Source organism: Chromobacterium vaccinii (assembly GCF_000971335.1).
GTDB classification, from domain to species: Bacteria; Pseudomonadota; Gammaproteobacteria; order Burkholderiales; family Chromobacteriaceae; genus Chromobacterium; species Chromobacterium vaccinii.
Genome location: NZ_JZJL01000040.1, coordinates 1 through 19202, shown reverse-complemented (window position 1 = coordinate 19202; position 19202 = coordinate 1). Strand labels below are relative to the sequence as shown.

General features: G+C 68.8%; 2 protein-coding genes. Both read right to left on the bottom strand.

What is annotated here, in order from left to right; all coding sequences use genetic code 11:
- Window positions 1-14 precede the first annotated feature (14 nt).
- The gene (locus tag VL52_RS17390) at window positions 15-13331 is read right to left on the bottom strand and encodes an SDR family NAD(P)-dependent oxidoreductase (protein WP_052729380.1); all 13317 of its coding nucleotides are present in this window, start codon (window positions 13329-13331) and stop codon (window positions 15-17) included.
- Between the two features lie 88 nt (window positions 13332-13419).
- A partial coding sequence (locus VL52_RS17385; protein WP_046158216.1) for an SDR family NAD(P)-dependent oxidoreductase occupies window positions 13420-19202 on the bottom strand: 5783 nt, incomplete at its 5' end.

Here is a 19202-nt window from a genome sequence, read left to right as displayed (position 1 = left end):
GCTCAATCCACTCCTCAGTCCGCGTGCTGCAGCCGCGCATCCCCCATGGAGCCGGCCCCTCCGGCGAAGGCCCGCGCGTACAGCCTGTTCAGCCGGAGCAGCGGTTCGCCGTTTTGATTGAGCAGCAGAATATCGAACTGCTTAAGGTCGGAGGGACGGCCATGCGCAGATTCGCACAGCCACGCGCATGCGTAGCATTCCGGCGGCAAACGCCCCAGCAGCTGGACGCCGCCCAGCGCGAAAGGCAGGTGCGGCGCGGCGCTTGCGCCCTGCCCCGCGACGCCCAGCACCGTTTGCAGCGCGCCGTCCACCAAGCTGGGATGCAGCGAATACTGGTCGAAATCGGCCAGGCAGCCGTCTGCCAGCTTGAGCCGCGACAGCGCGTAGCCCTCCCCGATGTGCAGTTCCTGGATGGTCTGGAAGCCGGGCCCGTAATGGAAGCCCAGCTTCGCCAGCTCGGCGTAGCAATCTGCGCCGGACTTCGTCTGAACGGCCCTGGCCTTCAGATCGTCCAGCCGGATGGGCTCCGCCGCCTCGCCATGGCTTGCCCGACCATAGACCAGGCGGGCCTCGGCATGCACCACGCGCTCGTTGTCCTCGTCAAAGGACACGATCAGGCAATCCGCGCCATCTTCTCCGCCGCGCAAGACGGTCTTCACCAACTGGCTGTGGCCGGCGTCCAGCCGCAGCGGCTGGTTCCACACCACATCCTCCAGTCCCGCCACCGGGCGCTCGCCGGCGATGGAGCCGGCCACGCAGGCCAGTTCCAGGAAACCCGCGCCGGGGAACAGCCGCTGGCCATTGATGCGGTGGTCGCGGGCATAGAAACCGTCGCCGGACAAGCAGGACGAAAACGCCACTTCCTTGAGCGTGGAGGCATTCTCCGCCACCAGCGGATGCAGGCGCGGAGCTAGCGCGGCCGGCTGCGATCGCGTTCCGGGCTGCGAAGGCGCGGCGTCGGACACCCAGTAGCGCAACTGGGCGAAGGGATAAGCCGGCAACGGCAGCCGCGCGGGCGGTTCGCCCTGATGCAGCAGCGGCCAATCCAGCTCCTGGCCAGCCACCCAGGCGCGGGCGATTTCCAGCGTCTCTCCCGCGTCGCGCAGCGCGCGCAGACGAGCCAGCTCTTCGTCCGCCAGCTTCCGGCGGCGCTGATGCGGCTCCACCCTGCCCTCCGCCATGACTGGAGCGGTTTCGCCGGAGGCCGCCAGCCGCAGCGCGTCCAGCAGGCTGGCGCGGTCGTTCGCGGCGATGGCCAACCGTTGCTCCATCGCCTCGCGGCCGGTCTGCAGCGTCCAGGCCAGCGCGTCCAGGCTAATGGCCTGGTCTCCGGCCACGCGCTCGGCCAGCCTGGCGGCCTGCTCGCGCAGCCGGCCCCCGTCGCGCGCGGACAGCGGGAACAGTTTCAATGCTTCCGAGCTCCGCCCGATCGGCGGCAGGTGTTCCTCCAGAATCAGGCAGGCATTGACGCCGCCCGCGCCGAAGGAGTTGATCATCGCCCGGCGCGGCTGGCCGTCGACCGCCTTCCAATCGGCCAGCTCATGCTGCAAATAGAACGGCGAAGCGGCAAAGTCGATGTTGGGATTCGCCTCTCGGGCGTGCAGCGTCGGCGCGATCTGCCGATGGCGCAGCTGCAGCAGGATCTTGGCCACGCCGCCCATGCCGGCCGCCGACTCCGCGTGGCCGATATTGGATTTCACCGATCCCAGCGGGCAGTACTGCTTCTTATCGGTGCCCGCGCGGAAGGCTTGGCTCAGCGATGCCACTTCCAGGCTGTCGCCCAGTTGGGTACCGGTGCCGTGCCCCTCGACATAGCCCATGGCCTCCGGACTCAGGCCGGCCTGGGCTAGCGTGCGGCCGATCAGCGCCGCTTGCGCGCCGGGGTTGGGCGCGGCGTATCCGTTGCCTCGCCCGCTGTGCTCGTAGCCGCTGGCGGCGATCACGCCGTGAATATGATCGCCGTCTGCGAGCGCGCGCGACAGCGGCTTCAGCACCACGGCGCCGACGCCCTCGCCGGGCACGAAACCATCGTCGCCGGCGCCGAAACTGCGGCAATGCGCGCCGCGCGCCAGCATGCCGCGGCCGCACAGCGAGTAATACTTGGACGGATGCAGGTAAAGGTTGACCCCGCCGGCCACCGCCGCCTGGCATTCGCCCCGGCGCAGGCTTTCGCAAGCCAGGTGCATCGCCACCAGCGACGACGAGCAAGCGGTGTCCACCGGCATGCTCGGACCGTTGAAGTCGAAAACATAGGACACGCGGTTGGCGATGGACCACGGCATCGAAGCCGGGGACGCCATGTTTCCGCGGCGCCATTCGTCCGGCGCCAGCATCTGGTAGCTGTTGGTGGTGACGCCGCAGAACACCCCGACATCCGCTCCTCGGCCTTTGGGGTGACGCCTGCGCAGACTGTCCCGGGTATAGCCGGCATCCTCCAGCGCGCTCCATGCCGACTGCAGGAATAATCTCTCTTGCGGGTCCATCAGCCTGGCGTCGTCATCCGGGATGCCGAAGAACGGCGCGTCGAACTGGTCGACGCCGTCGAGAAAACCGCCCCAGCGGCAATAGATGCCCTGCTCGCCCTCGGCCCAGGCGTCGGCGTTCCAGCGCGCCGCCGGCACTGGCGAGATCAGGTCGCGCCCGGCCTGCAAGTGGGCCCAGAAGCTGTCCAGATCATCCGCTCCGGGGAAGCGGCCATGGATGCCCACGATTGCGATTTTTTCGCCGCTTTCCATCGGCGCGACAGCCGATGCGACAGCTAAACCCACGGTCGACGCCGCTTCGGCGGACTCGGCTTCGCCAGCGGGCGCCATCGGCGCCGCCAGCAAAGCGGACAAGGCCGGCGCGGCTTCTCTGCGCAGGTAGCCGGCCAGTTCCGCCACCGTCGCGCATTCATAGAACAGGGTTTTCGGCAACACGCCCAGGCCGCGCTCCAGCTCGGCGTTCAGGCGATTCACCATCACCGAATCCAGGCCGTAGGCGTCGAAACGCTCGTCAGAGTCTATCCTATCCTCCGGCAAGCGGATTTCTCCGCTCAACAGGCGCTTCAGGTAAGCCTCCACCGCCTCCTGCCCCAGACCGCCGCTCGCCACAGCCAGCGAAGAGGCCGCGGGGCGTGGCCGCGCGGCAAGATTGGCGTCCAGCCGCTCGGCCTCGCCGTACAGCGCGATGCCCTGCGTCAGCCCGGACGCCAGGAAATCATCCCAGCAGCGCAGGCCCAAGGCAGTCGGCAGCGGGTGGATGCCGGCCCGCTCGCGCAGCAGCTCGAGATCGGCGTTGGCGATGCGCATGCCGCCATCGGCCCAGAACGGCCAATCTATCGACAAGGTCCGGCCGGACGAGCGCGCGGCCCGCGCTTCAGCGTAAGCATCGAGAAAGCGGTTGGCATAGGCGTAGTCGCATTGTCCGGCATTGCCGGCCACGCCGGCGATGGACGAGAACAAGACGAACAAATCCAGGTCCAGGTCGCGCGTCGCCCGATCAAGGTGGACGGTTCCCAATACTTTGGCGGCGAGCACCGCATCCATGTCTTCGCGCGGCTTGTTGACCGCGTAGGCGTCCCGATGCGCGCCAGCGCTGTGGATTACGCCGTCCAGCCTGCCGAAGCGGGTCAGAATCTTCGCCACCAGCGCGTCCGCCTGGCCGCGATCAGCCACGTCCGCCTGCAGATAGACGGCCTCGCCGCCGCAGGCGCGCAGATGCGCCAGCCTGCTTTCGGTGTTTTCATCCGCCGCTGAGCGGCCGCTGAGCGCCAGTTTGGTGCCGTACTCTCGCGCCAGATGCTCGGCCAGCAGATAGCCCAGCCCGCCCAGCCCGCCAGTGATCAGATAGGCCCCACCCTGGCGGATGGACGCGCTGGTGCGGCCACCCGCGAAATCGGCGTCATCGCAGCGTTCGATGGCGCGGACCTGACGGCGCGCTTGCGCCCCGTAACGCACTTCCTCTCCGCGCCAGTCGGCATCGCCCAGCTCGGCGAGCGCTATGGCGGCCAGCTCGTCGCTGGTCGCGGCGGCTTCCGCCCCGATCACGCGTCCGGCGATGCGCGGCGTTTCCAGCGTCAGGCTGCGCAGATAGCCGGCCAAGGCGGCGTGGGCGGGCAAAGCTCCCCGCGCCGCGGCCAGGATGCGCAGCGGGCCGGCGTTCTTGCGTCGCAATTGCGCCCGGCACAGGCTATGCAGCGCATGCACGCCGCCATCCAGCTGACCGGCGATTTCGCCTTCCGCGCTGAAATGCAACACCGCGCGCGGCCGCAATCCGTCCTGCTCCAGATCGTCCAACAGGCGGTCGAAATCGGCGTCGCTGGCCATGTCCAGCTCATAACGACCCGCCTCGGCGCGGCGATACTCGCTGGCGGCGGTCGCGGAAGCGACCTGCGCCCCGGCATTTTTCAACGCATTCGCCAGGGCGGCTTCGGCGCCCAGCAACAGGATCCCGCCGCTCCACTCTCCGCCGGCCAGCGGCTGATCCCGCCAAACCGGACCATAGCGGCGCAACGCCAGCTCCGGCATCCGCGCTGCCTGCGGCGCGTCGGCGGGCAAAGCCGCCGCCAGCCAGTAGCGCTCCCTTTCAAATGGATAAAACGGAAGCGAGACGCGGCGGCCCGACGCATGCAGCCGCGCCCAGGCGATGTCCGCGCCGGCGATCCACAACCTCGCCAACCGATCCAGGTCTCGCTGCCTCAGCGCTACGTCGAGGAAGGCCGCGCCCGCCTCGCCATCCGTCAGCAGCGACGCGCCGTTTCCGGCATCGCGGACATTGCCTTCATGCGCCGCCTCGCCTTCGCCCCGCAGCCAACGCGCAAGCTTGTCCCGCCATTCGTCCCGGCTGGCGGCGATGACCGCCAGCCGCTCAGGCAACGGCTCGCGCCCTAGCTGCGAGGTGTACGCGATATCGGCCCAGGCTGCCGATTCGTCCGTCGCCGCGAAGGCCAGCATGCGCTCGGCGTAGACCCGCAACGCGGCTCGGCTGCGCGCGGAGAGCAGGAAGATTTCCGGCTGGTCGGCTGTCGCCGGCGGCCGCGCGGCCAGGCATTCCTCTATCACCAAGTGGGCATTGGAGCCGCCCGCCCCGAAGGAGCTGACGCAGGCGCGACGGGCTTGTCCGTTCCGCCGCGGCCAATCCTCTGACGAGGTCTGCACCCGAAACGGAGAGGCATTGAAATCGATGAGCGGATTCAGGGTGTCGGCATGCAGCGACGGCGCCAGCTGGCCATGGCGGATCTGCAACAGCACCTTGGTCAGCGCGGCGATGCCGGCCGCCGACTCCAGGTGGCCGATATTGGACTTCACCGAGCCTATCGGGCAGGACTGGGCCTCCAGGCCGTCGCCGAACGCGCGCGCCAGGCCGGCGATCTCGATCGGATCGCCCAGCGAGGTGCCGGTGCCGTGCGTCTCCACGTAACCGATGGCGGCGGCGTCCACGCCGGCCTTGTCCAGCGCCGCGCGGATCACCTCGGCTTGCGCCGAGGGATTGGGCACGGTGTAGCCATTGGTCTTGCCGCCGTGGTTGACCGCGCTGGCCTTGACGATGCCGTACACCTGGTCGCCGTCCGCCAGCGCGCGCGACAAGGGCTTGAGCACCACCGCGCCCACGCCCTCGCCCGGCACGTAGCCGTCGCCGCCGGCGCCGAAACTGCGACAGCGGCCGTCGCTGGAAGAGAAGTTTCCCTGACTCAGATTCAAGTATTTGTTGGGATGAATGGAGACATTGACGCCGCCGGCGATGGCCACGTCGGCCTCGCCGCCGCGCAAGGCTTCGCAAGCCAGGTGAATAGCGGTCAGCGACGACGAGCACATGGAGTCCAGCGCCAGGCTGGGTCCATGGAAATCGAAGAAGTACGACACCCGGTTGGCGATGGATGCGAACGAGGAGCTGGGCACCCCGTCCTGCGGCGCGTTGACGCCGTATAGCTCGTAATGACCCCACATCGCGCCGACATAGACGCCGACGCGACGGCCGGCGAAACCGGTCTTGCCGTAGCCGGCATCCTCCATCGCCTCCCAGGCGGTTTCCAGGAACAAGCGCTCCTGCGGGTCCATCAGCTCCGCTTCCTTGGGCGAAATGCTGAAGAACAGCGGATCGAAACGATCCACGCCATCGAGGAAGCCGCCCCACTTGCTGTAGGTTTTGCCCGGCTGGTTGCGGCGCGGGTCGAAGAAGCGCGCGTGGTCCCAGCGCTCGGCCGGCACTTCGCCTATGCAATCCACGCCGTCGCGCAGATTGGTCCAGAACTCCGCCAGATTCGCCGCGCGCGGATATCGGCCGGCCAAACCGATGATGGCCACCTCGTCGCGGCCGCCGGCTGGCGGCGCGGTGAAGCGGGCCGCGCCCGGCAGCCAGCGCGCGGCTTGCGGCGGCCGCTCCGGTTCAGGCTGCGCGGCATGATGGCCCAACCCCGCTATGGCCGCGACAGCGCCGGGATATTGGCGCGCCAGATGGCCGGCCAGCGCGTCCAGCGTCTGGTATTCGAACAACAGCGTCTTGGGCAAGGCACCGAAGTGGCGCTCCAGCTGTTGAGTGAATTTCATCGCCAGCACCGAGTCCATCCCATACTTGTCCAGCGGAGCGCGGACATCCACCTCCCTTGAAGGCAGCTTCAGCAATGCGGCGAACTCGCCGGCCAGCCAACGGCGCGCGCCGTCGCGCAAGGCTTCCCCGCCCGTCCGTTCCGCGACGGAAGCCGCCGGCTCGGCTTCGGCGCGCGCCTCCAGCAGCGCGCGGCGCAGCTTGGGCAGATCGCCCTGCGCCACCGCCACCCGCGCAGCCCCCGACGCCAACGCCGCTTCCAGCGCGGCGACGCCGTTCGCCGTTTCCAGCGGACGCATGCCGGAGGCCCGCTCCAGGCTTGCCGCCTGGCCCTCGTCCAGGCGCATGCCCCCCTCCTGCCACAAGGGCCAGGCGATGGACAGGCTGCGGCCCGCGCGCAGGCCTGCCTTCGCCAGCCGCGCGCGATGCTCGGCGTAACGGTCCATGAAGGCGTTGGCGGCGGCGTAGTCGGACTGCCCCGCATTGCCGTAAGCGCCGGCCAGCGAGGAGAACAGCGCGAAGAAGTCCAGCCCGATGTCGAGAGTGGCCAAATCCAGATTGACCGTGCCCGCCGCTTTGGGCGCCAGCACCTTGGCGAAACCGGCGGCATCCTTGCCGGCCAGCAGTCCGTCTGCGGTCATGCCGGCGCTGTGGAGCACCCCGCTCAAGGCGCCGAACTGCGAAACGATGCTGGAAACCAGTTCCGCCACATCCGCGGCATCCGCCAGATCCACGCGGCGATACGCCAGCCGCCCGCCAGCCGCGCCAGCCTGCCCGGCCAGCTCCTGCAAGGCTTGGTCCTGCGCGCTTCCTGCCGGCGCGCGGCCGCTCAGCACCACGACGGCGTCGCGGGTCCGCTCCAGAATGGCGCGCGCGAACACGCGGCCCAGCCCGCCAAGACCGCCGGTGATCAGATAGACGCCGCCATCGCGGAAAGCAGGCGCATTTTGCGGCGCGGCAAGCTCGCGCCAGCGTTGGCCGGAAGCCTGGCCGCTCTGGAATTTCAGCAGCGTTTCCGACGGCAGATTCGCGGCGGCATTCAATTGGGCGGCCAGAACTACCGCGTCGCGCGCCGCATCCGTCAGCAGCAGTTGGACGCGCAAGTTAGGCCATTCCTGGCGGGCGCTGTCCAGCATGCCGCTCAGCCCGGCCAGCAGCTCGTCTTCGCCCCACTCGACCGCCACTTGCAGCGAAACGGGATCTTGCCCGCCAGCGAACAGCGCATGCAATCGTTTCAGCGTCGCCAGCGCCGCCGCCTGGAAGCGTTCGGCCGGCTTGGCCGCGTCGGGCAAATCCAGGGTTTCGACATCCACTTCGGGCAAGGCCCGGCGCAGCGCGTCCGGCTCCATGCCGTCCATGCCCAGCAACAGCGCCGCGCGGCGCCGGCCCGCATCCGCCGCTTGCGCTGCGGCGTGCGCAGGCAACGCCTCCCACGCCGGCTCGGCCATCAGTACCCCGTCGCGCCCGCCCTCCGCGCGCAGCTCGCGCACCTCAAGCCCTCGCAGTTGCACGCAGACCCGGCCGGACGGATCGCACAGATCGATGTCTATCCGGCCCGATTCATCCCTGCGCAGCCAGGCATGCATCTCGGTCTGGCACGGTGCGAATGCCGTTATTGAGTCCAGCGCGAACGGCACTGCCGGCGTGTCCGGCAAAGCCCCGCCGGCCAGGGCGGCTGAGGCCTGCAAGGCGCTGTCCAGCATCCCGGGATGCAGCGCGTAGCCACTGGCCATGTCAGGCAGCGCCAGCCTGGCCAGCGCCTGCCCCTCTCCTGGAAACAGCTCGGCCACGCCGCGGAAACCCGGCCCGTAATGCATGCCCATGGATTCGAAAACCCGGTACAGCTCCGCCGCCTTCATCTCTCCGGCGCCCATTGCGCCACGCAACGCGTCCAGATCCAGCGTTGGCCCGGCTGCCGAGGCCAACGGCGTCGCCTCGCCCAGGCAGAACGGCTCGTTCTCGCCGTTCGCCAGCACTTCGAAGCCTATGCCGCCATCCGCGCGCGGCGTCAGCGCGACATGGACTTCTCCGGCCTGCCCGGCCGTCAGCGGACGCAGCCACGCTACGTTGTCCAGCCGCCAGACTGCCGGCCTGGCTTCGGCCGGCATGGCCAGCTCCGCCGCCGCGCGGGCCATTTCCAGATAGGCGGCGGCCGGCAGCACGCCGCGGCGCTCGCCGGCCATATTCAGCTTGTGATCGGCGAAAAAGAATTCGCCGCCGTCAAAACGGGAAACGTAGCGCTGTCGCGCGAGGTCCGATGCGTTTTCATGCAGCAAGGGATGCAGCGCGGCGGCGGCCCCGGCTTTGCGCGCCTTGCGCCGGTCGGCGATCCAGTAGCGCTCGCGGGCGAAGGGGTAAGCCGGCAGAGAGATCAATCTGCCCGCCCCGCCGCTGCGCAAGCGGCTCCAGTCCAGTTCCAGTCCTCGCGTCCACATCTCGGCCAGCCGCTCCAGCTTGCCGCGCGCGATCCAACGCTCCACGGTTTCCCGCATGTCCTCGTCGCGGACCAGCGACGCGAACTCGTCGCCGTCCCGCCCGGCGTCGCCGCGGAAGCAAGCCTCGATCTCCGTCTCGCCGCGACAGAAGGCCTCCAGCCGTTCCGTCAGCTGGGGGAGGCTGTCGACGACAAAAGCCGCGCGCGCGTCCATCGCCTCGCGGCCGGCTTGCAGCGTATGGCTCAGCGCCGACAGCGACGGCTCATGCTCTTGACGGCGCAAATAGGCCAGCAGATCGCTCGCTTTTTGCGCCAGCTGCTGGCCGGTGCGCGCCGACAGCGGCACGATGGCCGGCCCAGCCAGCTCGCCGGCAAAGGCCGGCTGGATATACTCCGCCACGATCAGATGGGCGTTGGAGCCGCCGGCGCCGAACGAGGAAATACCCGCGATGCGGGGCAGCGCGCGGCCGTTTTCCTCCGGCGCGTCCCACGGCCGCAACGCCTGATTGACGATGAAAGGCGTGGATTCGAAATCGATGTGCGGATTCAACCGGGCGGAGTGCAGCGAAGGCGCCAGGCTGCGGTGCCTCATCTGCAGCAGCACCTTGGTCAGGCCGGCGATGCCGGCCGCCGATTCGCAGTGGCCGATATTGGATTTGGCGGAGCCTATCGCGCAGAATTGGCGACGGTCGGTGGATTCGCGGAACACCTCGGTCAGCGCGGCGATCTCTATCGGGTCGCCCAGCTTGGTGCCGGTGCCGTGCGCCTCGATATAGCCTACATGGCGGGCCTCGACGCCAGCGTCCTTCAAAGCCTGGCGGATCACGCTGGCCTGGGCCCGGGGATTCGGCACCGAATAGCCGTTGGTCTTGCCTCCGTGGTTCAACGCGCTGCCGCGGATCACTCCGTAGATGACGTTTCCGTCGCGTTCGGCGTCCGACAGGCGCTTGAGCACCACCGCGCCGACGCCCTCGCCGGGAATGTATCCGTCCCCGCCCTCGCCGAAGCTCTGGCAGTGGCCATCGCTGGAAATATACTGGCCAGCGCTGAGAATCAGGTATTTGTTGGGGTGTATCGTGACATTGACGCCGCCGGCGATGGCCAGCTCGGCGCGGCCGCTCTTCAAGTCCTGGCAGGCCAGGTGGATGGCGGTCAGCGACGATGAGCACATGCTGTCCAGCGTCATGCTGGGACCATGCAGGTTGAGCAGATAGGACACCCGGTTGGCGATGCTGGCGTAGCTGACCGGCACGCCCACTCGCTCCCCGTCCAGACTGGCTTCGGCGCCGAACAGCTGGTACTCGCCGTACATCACGCCGACATAGACGCCCACCTGTCCTGGCAGATCGCCGTCGCGCGGAATCTGCAATGCGGCCCGGCTGTAGCCGGCGTCCTCCACCGCCATCCAGGCGTGCTGCAGAAACAATCTCTCCTGAGGATCCAGGTATTCCGCGTCTACCGGCGGGATGTTGAAGAACAGCGGGTCGAATTCGTCTACGCCCTCGATGAAACCGCCCCATTTGCTGTAGTGCGCGCCCGGTTTGGTTCTGTCCTCGCTGTAATACTCGCGCCAGTCCCAGCGCTCGCGCGGCACCTCGGTGACGCAGTCCTCGCCGTCGCGCAGCTTTTGCCAGAAGGCGTCCACATCCATGGCCTGCGGATAGCGGCCGCTGAGTCCGACGATGGCGATGGGCTCGTCGCGGCGCTGTGCGGGAGCGGCTGCCGGCTTGGCCAAGGGCCGCATTGCGCGCGCGGCTGGACGCGGAGCGGCGGGAGGCTGTCGCTTCGCGGCGGTTTCCGGCCGCGCCCCAGCGAACAGGCCGTCCAGCTTATCCGCATGCGCGCGCAGGAAATAGCCGGTCAGCTCATCGATAGACTGATATTCGAAAAACAACGTCTTGGACAGCGGGCCGAAGGTCTTTTCCAGCTGTCTGGTCAGGTCCATCGCCAGGATGGAGTCTATGCCGTATTTTTCCAACGGCGCGCGCGCGTCTATCTTGTGGTGCGCCAGCTTGAACAGCGCCGCGAACTGGCGACGCAAGTAGTCGCGGGTTTTATCGGCCAGGTCGCCGCCAACGATGGCCGGCATCGGCTCTTCAATCGGTTCCAATCCAGCGGACGCCGGCGCGTCGAACAAAACCTGGCGGATGCGGCGGCCATCGCCCTCCACCACCACGGTCTGGGACACCCCTGACGCCAGGCTGATCCTGAAGGCGGACATGCCGCTCTGCGTCTGCAGCGCGCGCATGCCGGTGGATTCGAACATCGCGGCAAGCTGGCTCTCAGGCATGCTCATGCCGCCGTCGCGCCACAGCGGCCAATTGACGGCCAGCGCGCGGCCCTGGCGCAAGCCTTGCTCGGCCAATTGGTCGCGGTGCGCGGCGAAAGCGTCGAGAAAACCGTTTGCCGCCGCGTAATCGCCCTGTCCCGGATTGCCCAGCACGGATGCGCCGGATGAGAACAAGGCGAAGAAATCCAGCGGCGAATCGGCGCAGGCCAGATCCAGGTTGATTGTGCCGGCCACCTTTGGCGCGAGCACGCTGCGGAATTCCGCTTCATCCTTGCCCGCCAGCAGCTTGTCCCTGACCATGCCGGCGCAATGCAGCACGCCGTTCAGGCCGCCGTGAGCGGATGCGATATCGGCCACCGCGCGGGCCGCCGCGTTGCGGTCGGCCAGGTCCAGCTGCCGATAGTGCAGCCGCGCCCGCGATGCCGGGTCCGGCGCGATCTCGCCAAGCCGGGCCTGGATGCCCTCCCCGTCGGCGGCCCGGCCGGCCAGCACCACGCGGGCGCGCGATGCCTGGCTCAGGATGTCGGCGGCGAACAACGCCCCGATGCCGCCCAGCCCCCCGGTGATCAGGTAGACGCCGTCTTCTTTGTACGCCAGCGGAGCGCGCTCGTCCGCCGGCAGCGCCGCCCAGCCGCGCGTCTTGCGCATGCCGTTGCGATAATCGACCAGCGCGTCGGCGCCGGACTCCGCCTGCAGTCGCTCGGCCAGCGTTGCCGCGTTGCAGTCCGGCTCAAGCAACAGCAATTGCGCGCGCAGCCGCGGACGCTCGAGCGCGGCGGTCCGCAGCAGGCCGGACAAACCAGCGTGCAGCTCATCGGCAACCGCCAGTTGCAACAGGACTTCTCCTTCTTCGGAGAACAACCGCTGGATCGCGCGCAGGCAGGCCAGCGCGGCGGCCTCGTAGCCGCTGGCCGCGTCTTCGCCAAGCCAAGGCAGGCATTCGATGGACGCGCCCGGCAACGCCCTCCTCAGCGCATCGGCCTGCCCATCGGCCACGCCGCACAACAACACATGGCGGCTGCCCTGGTGGCTGCCCGACGCCACCGCCTCGCGCCAGACCGGCTTCGCGATCACCAGCTCGTCGGCCGAGCCGTTTTGCAGCGGCCGCGAGCAAAAACCGCGCATCGCGGCGCACACCCGGCCGTTTTCGTCGCAAAGGTCGATGTCCAGCCGCGCGGTCAGATCGCCGCCGCGCTCGCCCGGACAGCGGCGCACCCAGGCGAACATGCGCCGCGCGCAGCCGGAGTAAACGGTCAGGCTGTCCAGCGCGAACGGCAGCGAAGGCTCGTCCGGCGCGGCGGACGGATCGGCCAGCAAGCCCATGGCAGCTTGCAGCGCGCCGTCCAGCAGGCTGGGATGCAGCCGGAACGCGCCCAGCGTGTCGCCCACCGCGGCCGGCAGGCTAAGGCAGGCCAGGACTTCGCCGTCGCCGCGCAGCACCCAGTCCACCGGCCGATGGGCCGGACCGAAACGCATGCCCATCGCGTGATAGGCGGCATACAATTCCTTCGCGTCCAGCCGGCCGGCCATCATGCGCGCCTGAAGTCCCGCCAGATCCAGCTTGGCGGGCGGCTCGTCTGGCGACGGCCTGGCCGTGCCGCGGCAGTGCGGCGATGGCTCCCCGCCGCCGCCGGGCACGCTCAGCACCTCGAAGGCGATGTCACTGCCCTCGTCGGCGGACAGCTCCAGCAGCACATCGACGCGGCCGTCCGCCACCACCGGCTGCAGCCATACCACGTCGTCGAGGCGCAGCGCGTCGGATGCCTGGCGTTCCGGCGAAGCGTCCACTGCGGCTGCGCGAGCCATTTCCAGGTAGGCGACCGCGGGCAATACCCGGATGGGCTCGCCAGTCTGCACCGCCACCCGATGGTCGGCCAGGAAGAACTCTCCGCCATCGAAGGACGAGCCGTAGCGCTGGTGGTAAAGATCGGAAATATTGTGCTGCAGCAGCGGATGGCGCGCGCCGTCCGGACGCCCCGCGCCGCGCTGGCCGGCGTACTGCCGGATCAGGCCGAAGGCGTTGTCGCGGGACAGGCGTCCTTCTTTCAATTCGCTCGCCACGTACTCGATAAAATCCATCATCTCTCGTCTCTTTCTCCGCGCGGCCGCAGCCGCCGCGCTGTCATGGATCGCACTCGCGCGCGCCGCGCTGGCGGCGCGCGGCGGCTTGTCAAACCAGGTTCTTCAGCAAGCGCGCGCCTTCGGCGGGGCTCAGCGTCGAGTCCTCTATCCGGCCCAGGGTTTCCATCAGCCGGGACAGGCCGTCAACTTGAGGCGCGGCCGATTCGGCGCGGCCTTGAACGGTTTCCGGCAGCCAGTACTCGTCCCGGGCGAACGGATAGCCCGGCAACTCGATCCGGCGCGGTTCGCGCCCGCGGTACAACCCGCGCCAATCGATATCGAAGCCTTGCATCCACAGTTCCAGCAGCTTGGTCTGCCTGCCGGCGGCCGCCCAGCCCGCGATCGCGCTCTTGATGTCCTCGTCCTGCAGAACCCGCCTCGAGCCCTCCGGTCCGCGCTGCGCCAGGCCGCGCCAGACGCCGTCGACCACACGCTCCTCGTCGGCATAGCCGCTGAGCATCGCGATCAGCTGTTCCGGGGATTCCGCCGCCAGGCCCAGCCGTTCCTCCATCGCTTCGCGCCCCACTTGCAGCGTGTAGGCCAGAGCCGCCAGATCCACCTCCTTGCCTGATGCGGCGAGGTAGTCTCGCAACTCCCGCGCCTTCTGCCTCAGCTGCTCCGGCGTGCGCGCGGACAAGGGTAGCGCGGCGATGCCGCCAACCGGCGGCCCCGCCGGGCGCGCGGGGCTCTGGACCCGGTATTCGCCGACGATCACGTGGGCGTTGGCCCCGCCGGCTCCGAACGAGGAAATGCCGGCGATGCGCGGTTTCTCCCTTCCGTCCGCCGCCATCGGCCGCCGCCACGCCGCCAGCTCGCGGTTGACCTGGAACGGGGTTTTGTCGAAGCGGATATGCGGGTTCAACGTCTGCGCGTGCAGCGACGGCGCCAGTTGACCATGCTTGATCTGCAGCAGCACTTTGCTCAGCCCCGCCACGCCAGCCGCCGCCTCGCAGTGGCCGATGTTGGATTTCACCGAGCCGATCGCGCAGAAGCCGGTATCGGCGGTGTCTTGGGCGAAAGCTTGTTGCAAACCGGAGATTTCGATGGGGTCGCCCAGCTCGGTGCCGGTGCCATGCGCCTCGATATAGCTGACGTCGCGGGCGCTGATGCCGGCCTTGTCCAGCGCGCGGCGCACCAGCTCCGCCTGCGCGGCCGGATTGGGCACGGTGAAGCCGTTGGTTTTGCCGCCGTGGTTTACCTGGGTGGCCAGGATCACGCCGTGGATGATGTCGCCGTCGGCCACGGCCCGCTCCAGGGGCTTGAGCAAGACCACGCCGACGCCCTCGCCCGGCACGAAACCGTTGGCCCCGCCGCCGAAGCTCTTGCACTTGCCGTCCGCGGACAGCATGTGCTGCGACGACATGTCGGTGAAGCTGGTGGAATGCAGGTACAGGTTGACCCCGCCGGCGAAAGCCAGATCGCAATCGCCATTGGCGATGTGCTCGCAAGCCTCATGCAGCGCGGTCAACGAGGACGAGCACATGGTGTCCACCGGCAGGCTGGGGCCGTTGATGTCCAGGAAATAGGACAGCCGGTTGGCCACCGAGGCGAAGGAGGTCCGCGGCCAGAACTTCTCGTCGTTGCCGTTCAGCGGCCGATGCAGGTTGTAGCCGGCGCGGGTGATGCCGGCGAACACGCCCACCCTGCCGCCGAAACGCTCTCGCAGGTCGCGACGGGTATAGCCGGCGTTCTCCAGCGCGTGCCAGGCGGACTGCATGAACAGCCGCTCCTGCGGGTCCATGTTGTAGGCCTCGCGCGGCGGAATGCCGAAAAACAGCGTGTCGAACTCGGCGAAGCGGTCGACAAAGCCCCCCCACTTGCAGTAACTGAGGCCCGCGTCCACAGCCCTCTGCTCGTCCGGCTCGTAAAACCCGGCCAGTTTCCAGCGCCGCGCCGGAATTTCGCCGACGCAGTCGTCGCCGTTTTTCAGCCGCTGCCAAAAGGCTGCCAGATTGTCCGCGCCAGGATACATGCCGCTGATGCCTATCACGGCGATAGGGCCGCGTCCCGACTGCTTCGGCGCGATTGCCGGATGCGCCGCCGCAGCGGCAGGCTCCGACTCGCGCGTCGATGCGGCCGCCGCGCCTTGCCCGCACAGGCGGGTCAGCGCGTCGGCTCGGGTTTGCGCCAGGTGGCCGGCCAGGGCGTCCAGGGTCTGGAACTGGAACAGCAAAGTGCTGCCGATCTCGCCGAAATGCTGCTGCAAGCGCTGATTGACCAGATTGACGATGATGGAGTCGAAGCCGTAGCGCTCCAGCGGCTCGGCCGGGTCGATATGGTTCGGGTCCAGCTTCAGCGCGTCGGCGAAGACCTGGCGGCACAGTTCCACCGCCTTGGCACGCAACGCAGCCGGATCGGGCTGCGCCGCGGCCGCAGAAGTCAGCGTCGGCGAGGCAGACCCCTCTCCTCCCCCGAACATCGCCTCCAGCCTTCCGCGCTGCGTCTGCAGCAGGTGTTCCGCCAGCGCGGCTATGGTCTGGAACTGGTACAACAGCGTGCTGCCGATGTCGTCGAAATGCCGCTGCAGCTGCTGGTTGACCAGCCCGATCACGATGGAGTCTATGCCGTAGCGTTCCAGCGGCGTCTCGGCGTCCAGCTCGCGCTCGTCTATTTTCAGCGCCTCGCCTATGACCCGCTTGCACAGGGCCACGGCGCCTTCGCGCAGCGACGACGCCGATGGGCGGACGGCTGTGGCGGGCGCTTCCACGCGGGCCAGCTGGGATGTTGGCGCCGGCGGCGGCGGAGTGTCCGGCTCGCGCTGGCGCATCACGCCGTCGCTGACGGCGACGATGATCTGCTGGCCGGCGGCATGCGCGCCGCGGCAAAGGAAATGCACGGTGGAGAAGCCCTCCTCCTCCAGCACCCGCCGCCAGGCTTCGGGAAACAGGCCTGGGGAGCCCGGAATCCGCACCTCGTCGTCTTGGTTCAGCCACCAGCCGTCCAGCAGGCCGAAAGTCAGATGGCCGCACACCGAATGCAGGCTGATTTCGTTCATCAACAGCGCGCCGCCGCGCCGCAGCAGTGCCTTGGCGTTGCGCAGCGTGTTGCGGATGTTGCGGGTGGCGTGGATCACGTTGGCCGCCACCACGAAATCGTAGCTGCCCGGCACCACATCCTGGCCGGCGAGCGGCTTCTCCACATTGAGCAGCAGCGTGCGCAAGTACGGCGCCCTCGGCGCATACTCGCGCTCGGCGTGGAACAGGAAGGCTTTGGAGATGTCGGTGTAGGCGTACTCCTCGATGCGGTCCGCGCGCGGCGCCAGCCGGTCGAGGATGCCTGAGGTGGTGGCGCCGGTGCCCGCGCCGATTTCCAGCAGCCGCAGCCGCGCGGACGGCTCCGCGGCCAGCCGCGCGTCCACCGCCGCCAGCAGCGTGTCGCGCAGGCCTTGATTGAAGGCCAGCGAATGGACGTCGGTTTTGTACACCCGCTCCACCCACTCCAGCGAGGAGCCCGGGAAGATCACGTCGGTCGCCTTGCGCGCGCCGCTCAGGATGTCGGGCAGCGCGCGGACGCAGCGGTCCACCAGCCGGCACAGCTCGCTGCCGCCGGGCTTGTCCAGCCAGGCCGGCAGCGCGGCATCCCACTCCCGCCACGCGGCATCCAGCGGCGCGTTCTCGTCCACGCCGGCCCTGGCGATGATCTTGCGGCTTTCCTCCAACCAGCGGCGCAGGCCGGGCGCGGGATGGATCGCGCCGCGGATCACGCCGGCCATCAGCCGGATCAGCAGCGGCTCCATTTGCTCGCCCGCCCGGCCCTGAAGGGCCGCGAAAGCCTCGGGCAGGGGCTGGCTGTCGAAATCCGGCAGCGCCGGCAGCGTTGCGCCATGGGCCGGCTCGGCCAGCCATTCGCCGTCCGCGCACAGCCGGGCGGCGGAGCCGCGCGCCACCCGCGATATCGACATCTGGGAGAAATCGCCTGCCAGGAAGGCGTCCAGCGCGGCCATGGCTTCGGATTCCCGCAACGGACGATATCCGCTGGCATGGAAGAAGCCCTTGAGCGCATCGCTCAGTTTGTCGCCGGCGCCGATGTCCCAATAGCCCCAGTTCACCACCTTGACCGCGCACGGCCACAAGCGGGCCAGTTGGCCGGCGAAGGCGTCCTTGAACGCGCAGCCCGCCGCGTAACCGCCCATGCCCGCGCCGCGGACGAAGGAGGCGTTGGAAGAGAAGAACAACGCGAAATCCAGCGCCTCGCCGGCGAAAGCCTGGGCGATGCGGACGCTGATGTCCACCTTGGCGGCCAGCACTGCGCGAAAATCGGCCTCGGACACTGTTTTCAGGCTTTGGTCGAACGCGCCGACCGCCGAGTGCGCCACCCCGTGGATGGCGCCATGGCGACGCTTGATCTCGTCGCGAGCCGCCTCCAGCGCGCCGGGCTGCCTGGCGTCAGCCTGGATGTATTCCGGCCGGGGGCCGAAGGCGGCCAGACCGTCCAGCTTGCGCCGCAACGCCTCGTCCAGCGGCCGGCGGCCTATCCAGACCACCTGCGCGCCGCAGGCGGACATCACATGCCGGGTCCAGGCCTCGCCAATGCCGCCGGCGCCGCCTATCGCCACATATACGCCGCCAGCGCGGTACGGCGTCTCCGCCGGCTGCGCCATTTTGGCCTCCACCAGCTTGCGCGCGAACCACTCGCCGCTGCGCCAGGCGTAGCAAGCGCCCTTGCCTCGCAGCGACAAGCCGCCCAGCGCCGCGACCGCGTCCGCGCTCCAGGTTTGCAAATCGCACAGCCGCAGCGACCAGGCTGGGTAAGCGTCGGCCAAGCTGCCGCACAAGCCCTGAAGGCCGGCGTGGGCCGGATTGGCCGCTTCGGTCCTATGCGTGGCCAGCGCGCCTATGGTGATCCAGTCCCACTCCAGCGCCTGCGAATCCAGACCGGCGCGCTGCAAAGCCCGCGCGAGGCGCAAGGCCCGCAGCGCGCCGCGCTCCTGATCGGCGATCAGCGACTCCTCGGACAGCTCGGCCGCGTCGCCGGCATGCGCCAGCCAGACCAGGCGATCGAAGCGCTGCCCGGCCAAACGATCCGCCAATTCTTCCATTTCGCCGTCGTCGGCGAGAAAAGCGAACGCCGCGGCCGGATAATGCCGCCGCAGCAGTTCGGCTTGCGCCTCGTCCGCGCCCAGCACCAGGGCACGGCGTCCGGCGGACGCGTCGCGGCCGGTGTCGAACAGCCTGTCCCATACCGGCGTCGCCGTCTCCAGCATGTCCTCGTCCGCCGCCTCGGCGCGATCGGCCGGGCTCTCGGCCCTCGCCCTGCCCGCCGCGATCCAGTAGCGCTCCGCGGCGAACGGGTAATTGGGCAGCTCGACGCGGCGCGGAGCCGCGCCGGGATACAGCAGGCTCCAGTCGAAATCCAGACCCTTGGCCCACAACTCCAGCAGCTTGCCCAGCCTGCGCTGGCTCAGCCATTTTTCTACCAGACCGGAGCGAACTTCCGCGTCCTGGTTCAACAGCTTCAAGCTGTCGCGGTTGCGCCTCGCGTCGCCGCGGTGCGCGCCATCCGGCATCGGCTCTCCGGCGACGAAAGACGCCAGCTGCCCGCGCAGCTCCGCCACGCTGGCGGCGAGGAAACCCACGCGTTCGTCCATGGCCTCGCGGCCAAGCTGCAGCGTGTAGGCCAGCTCGGCCAGCTCCGGCTCGCTGACATTCAACGCCGACAACAGATCCGCCGCCTTGCGCCGCAGTTGTTCCTCCGTTCGCGCGGACAACGGCACCATCAGCCTGCCATCCTGGTTCAGAACCTCTATTTCACGGCTCTCCCGCCGCGGCGCCTGGTATTCGCCAAGCACGATGTGGGCGTTGGTGCCGCTGAAGCCGAAGGAGCTCACCGCCG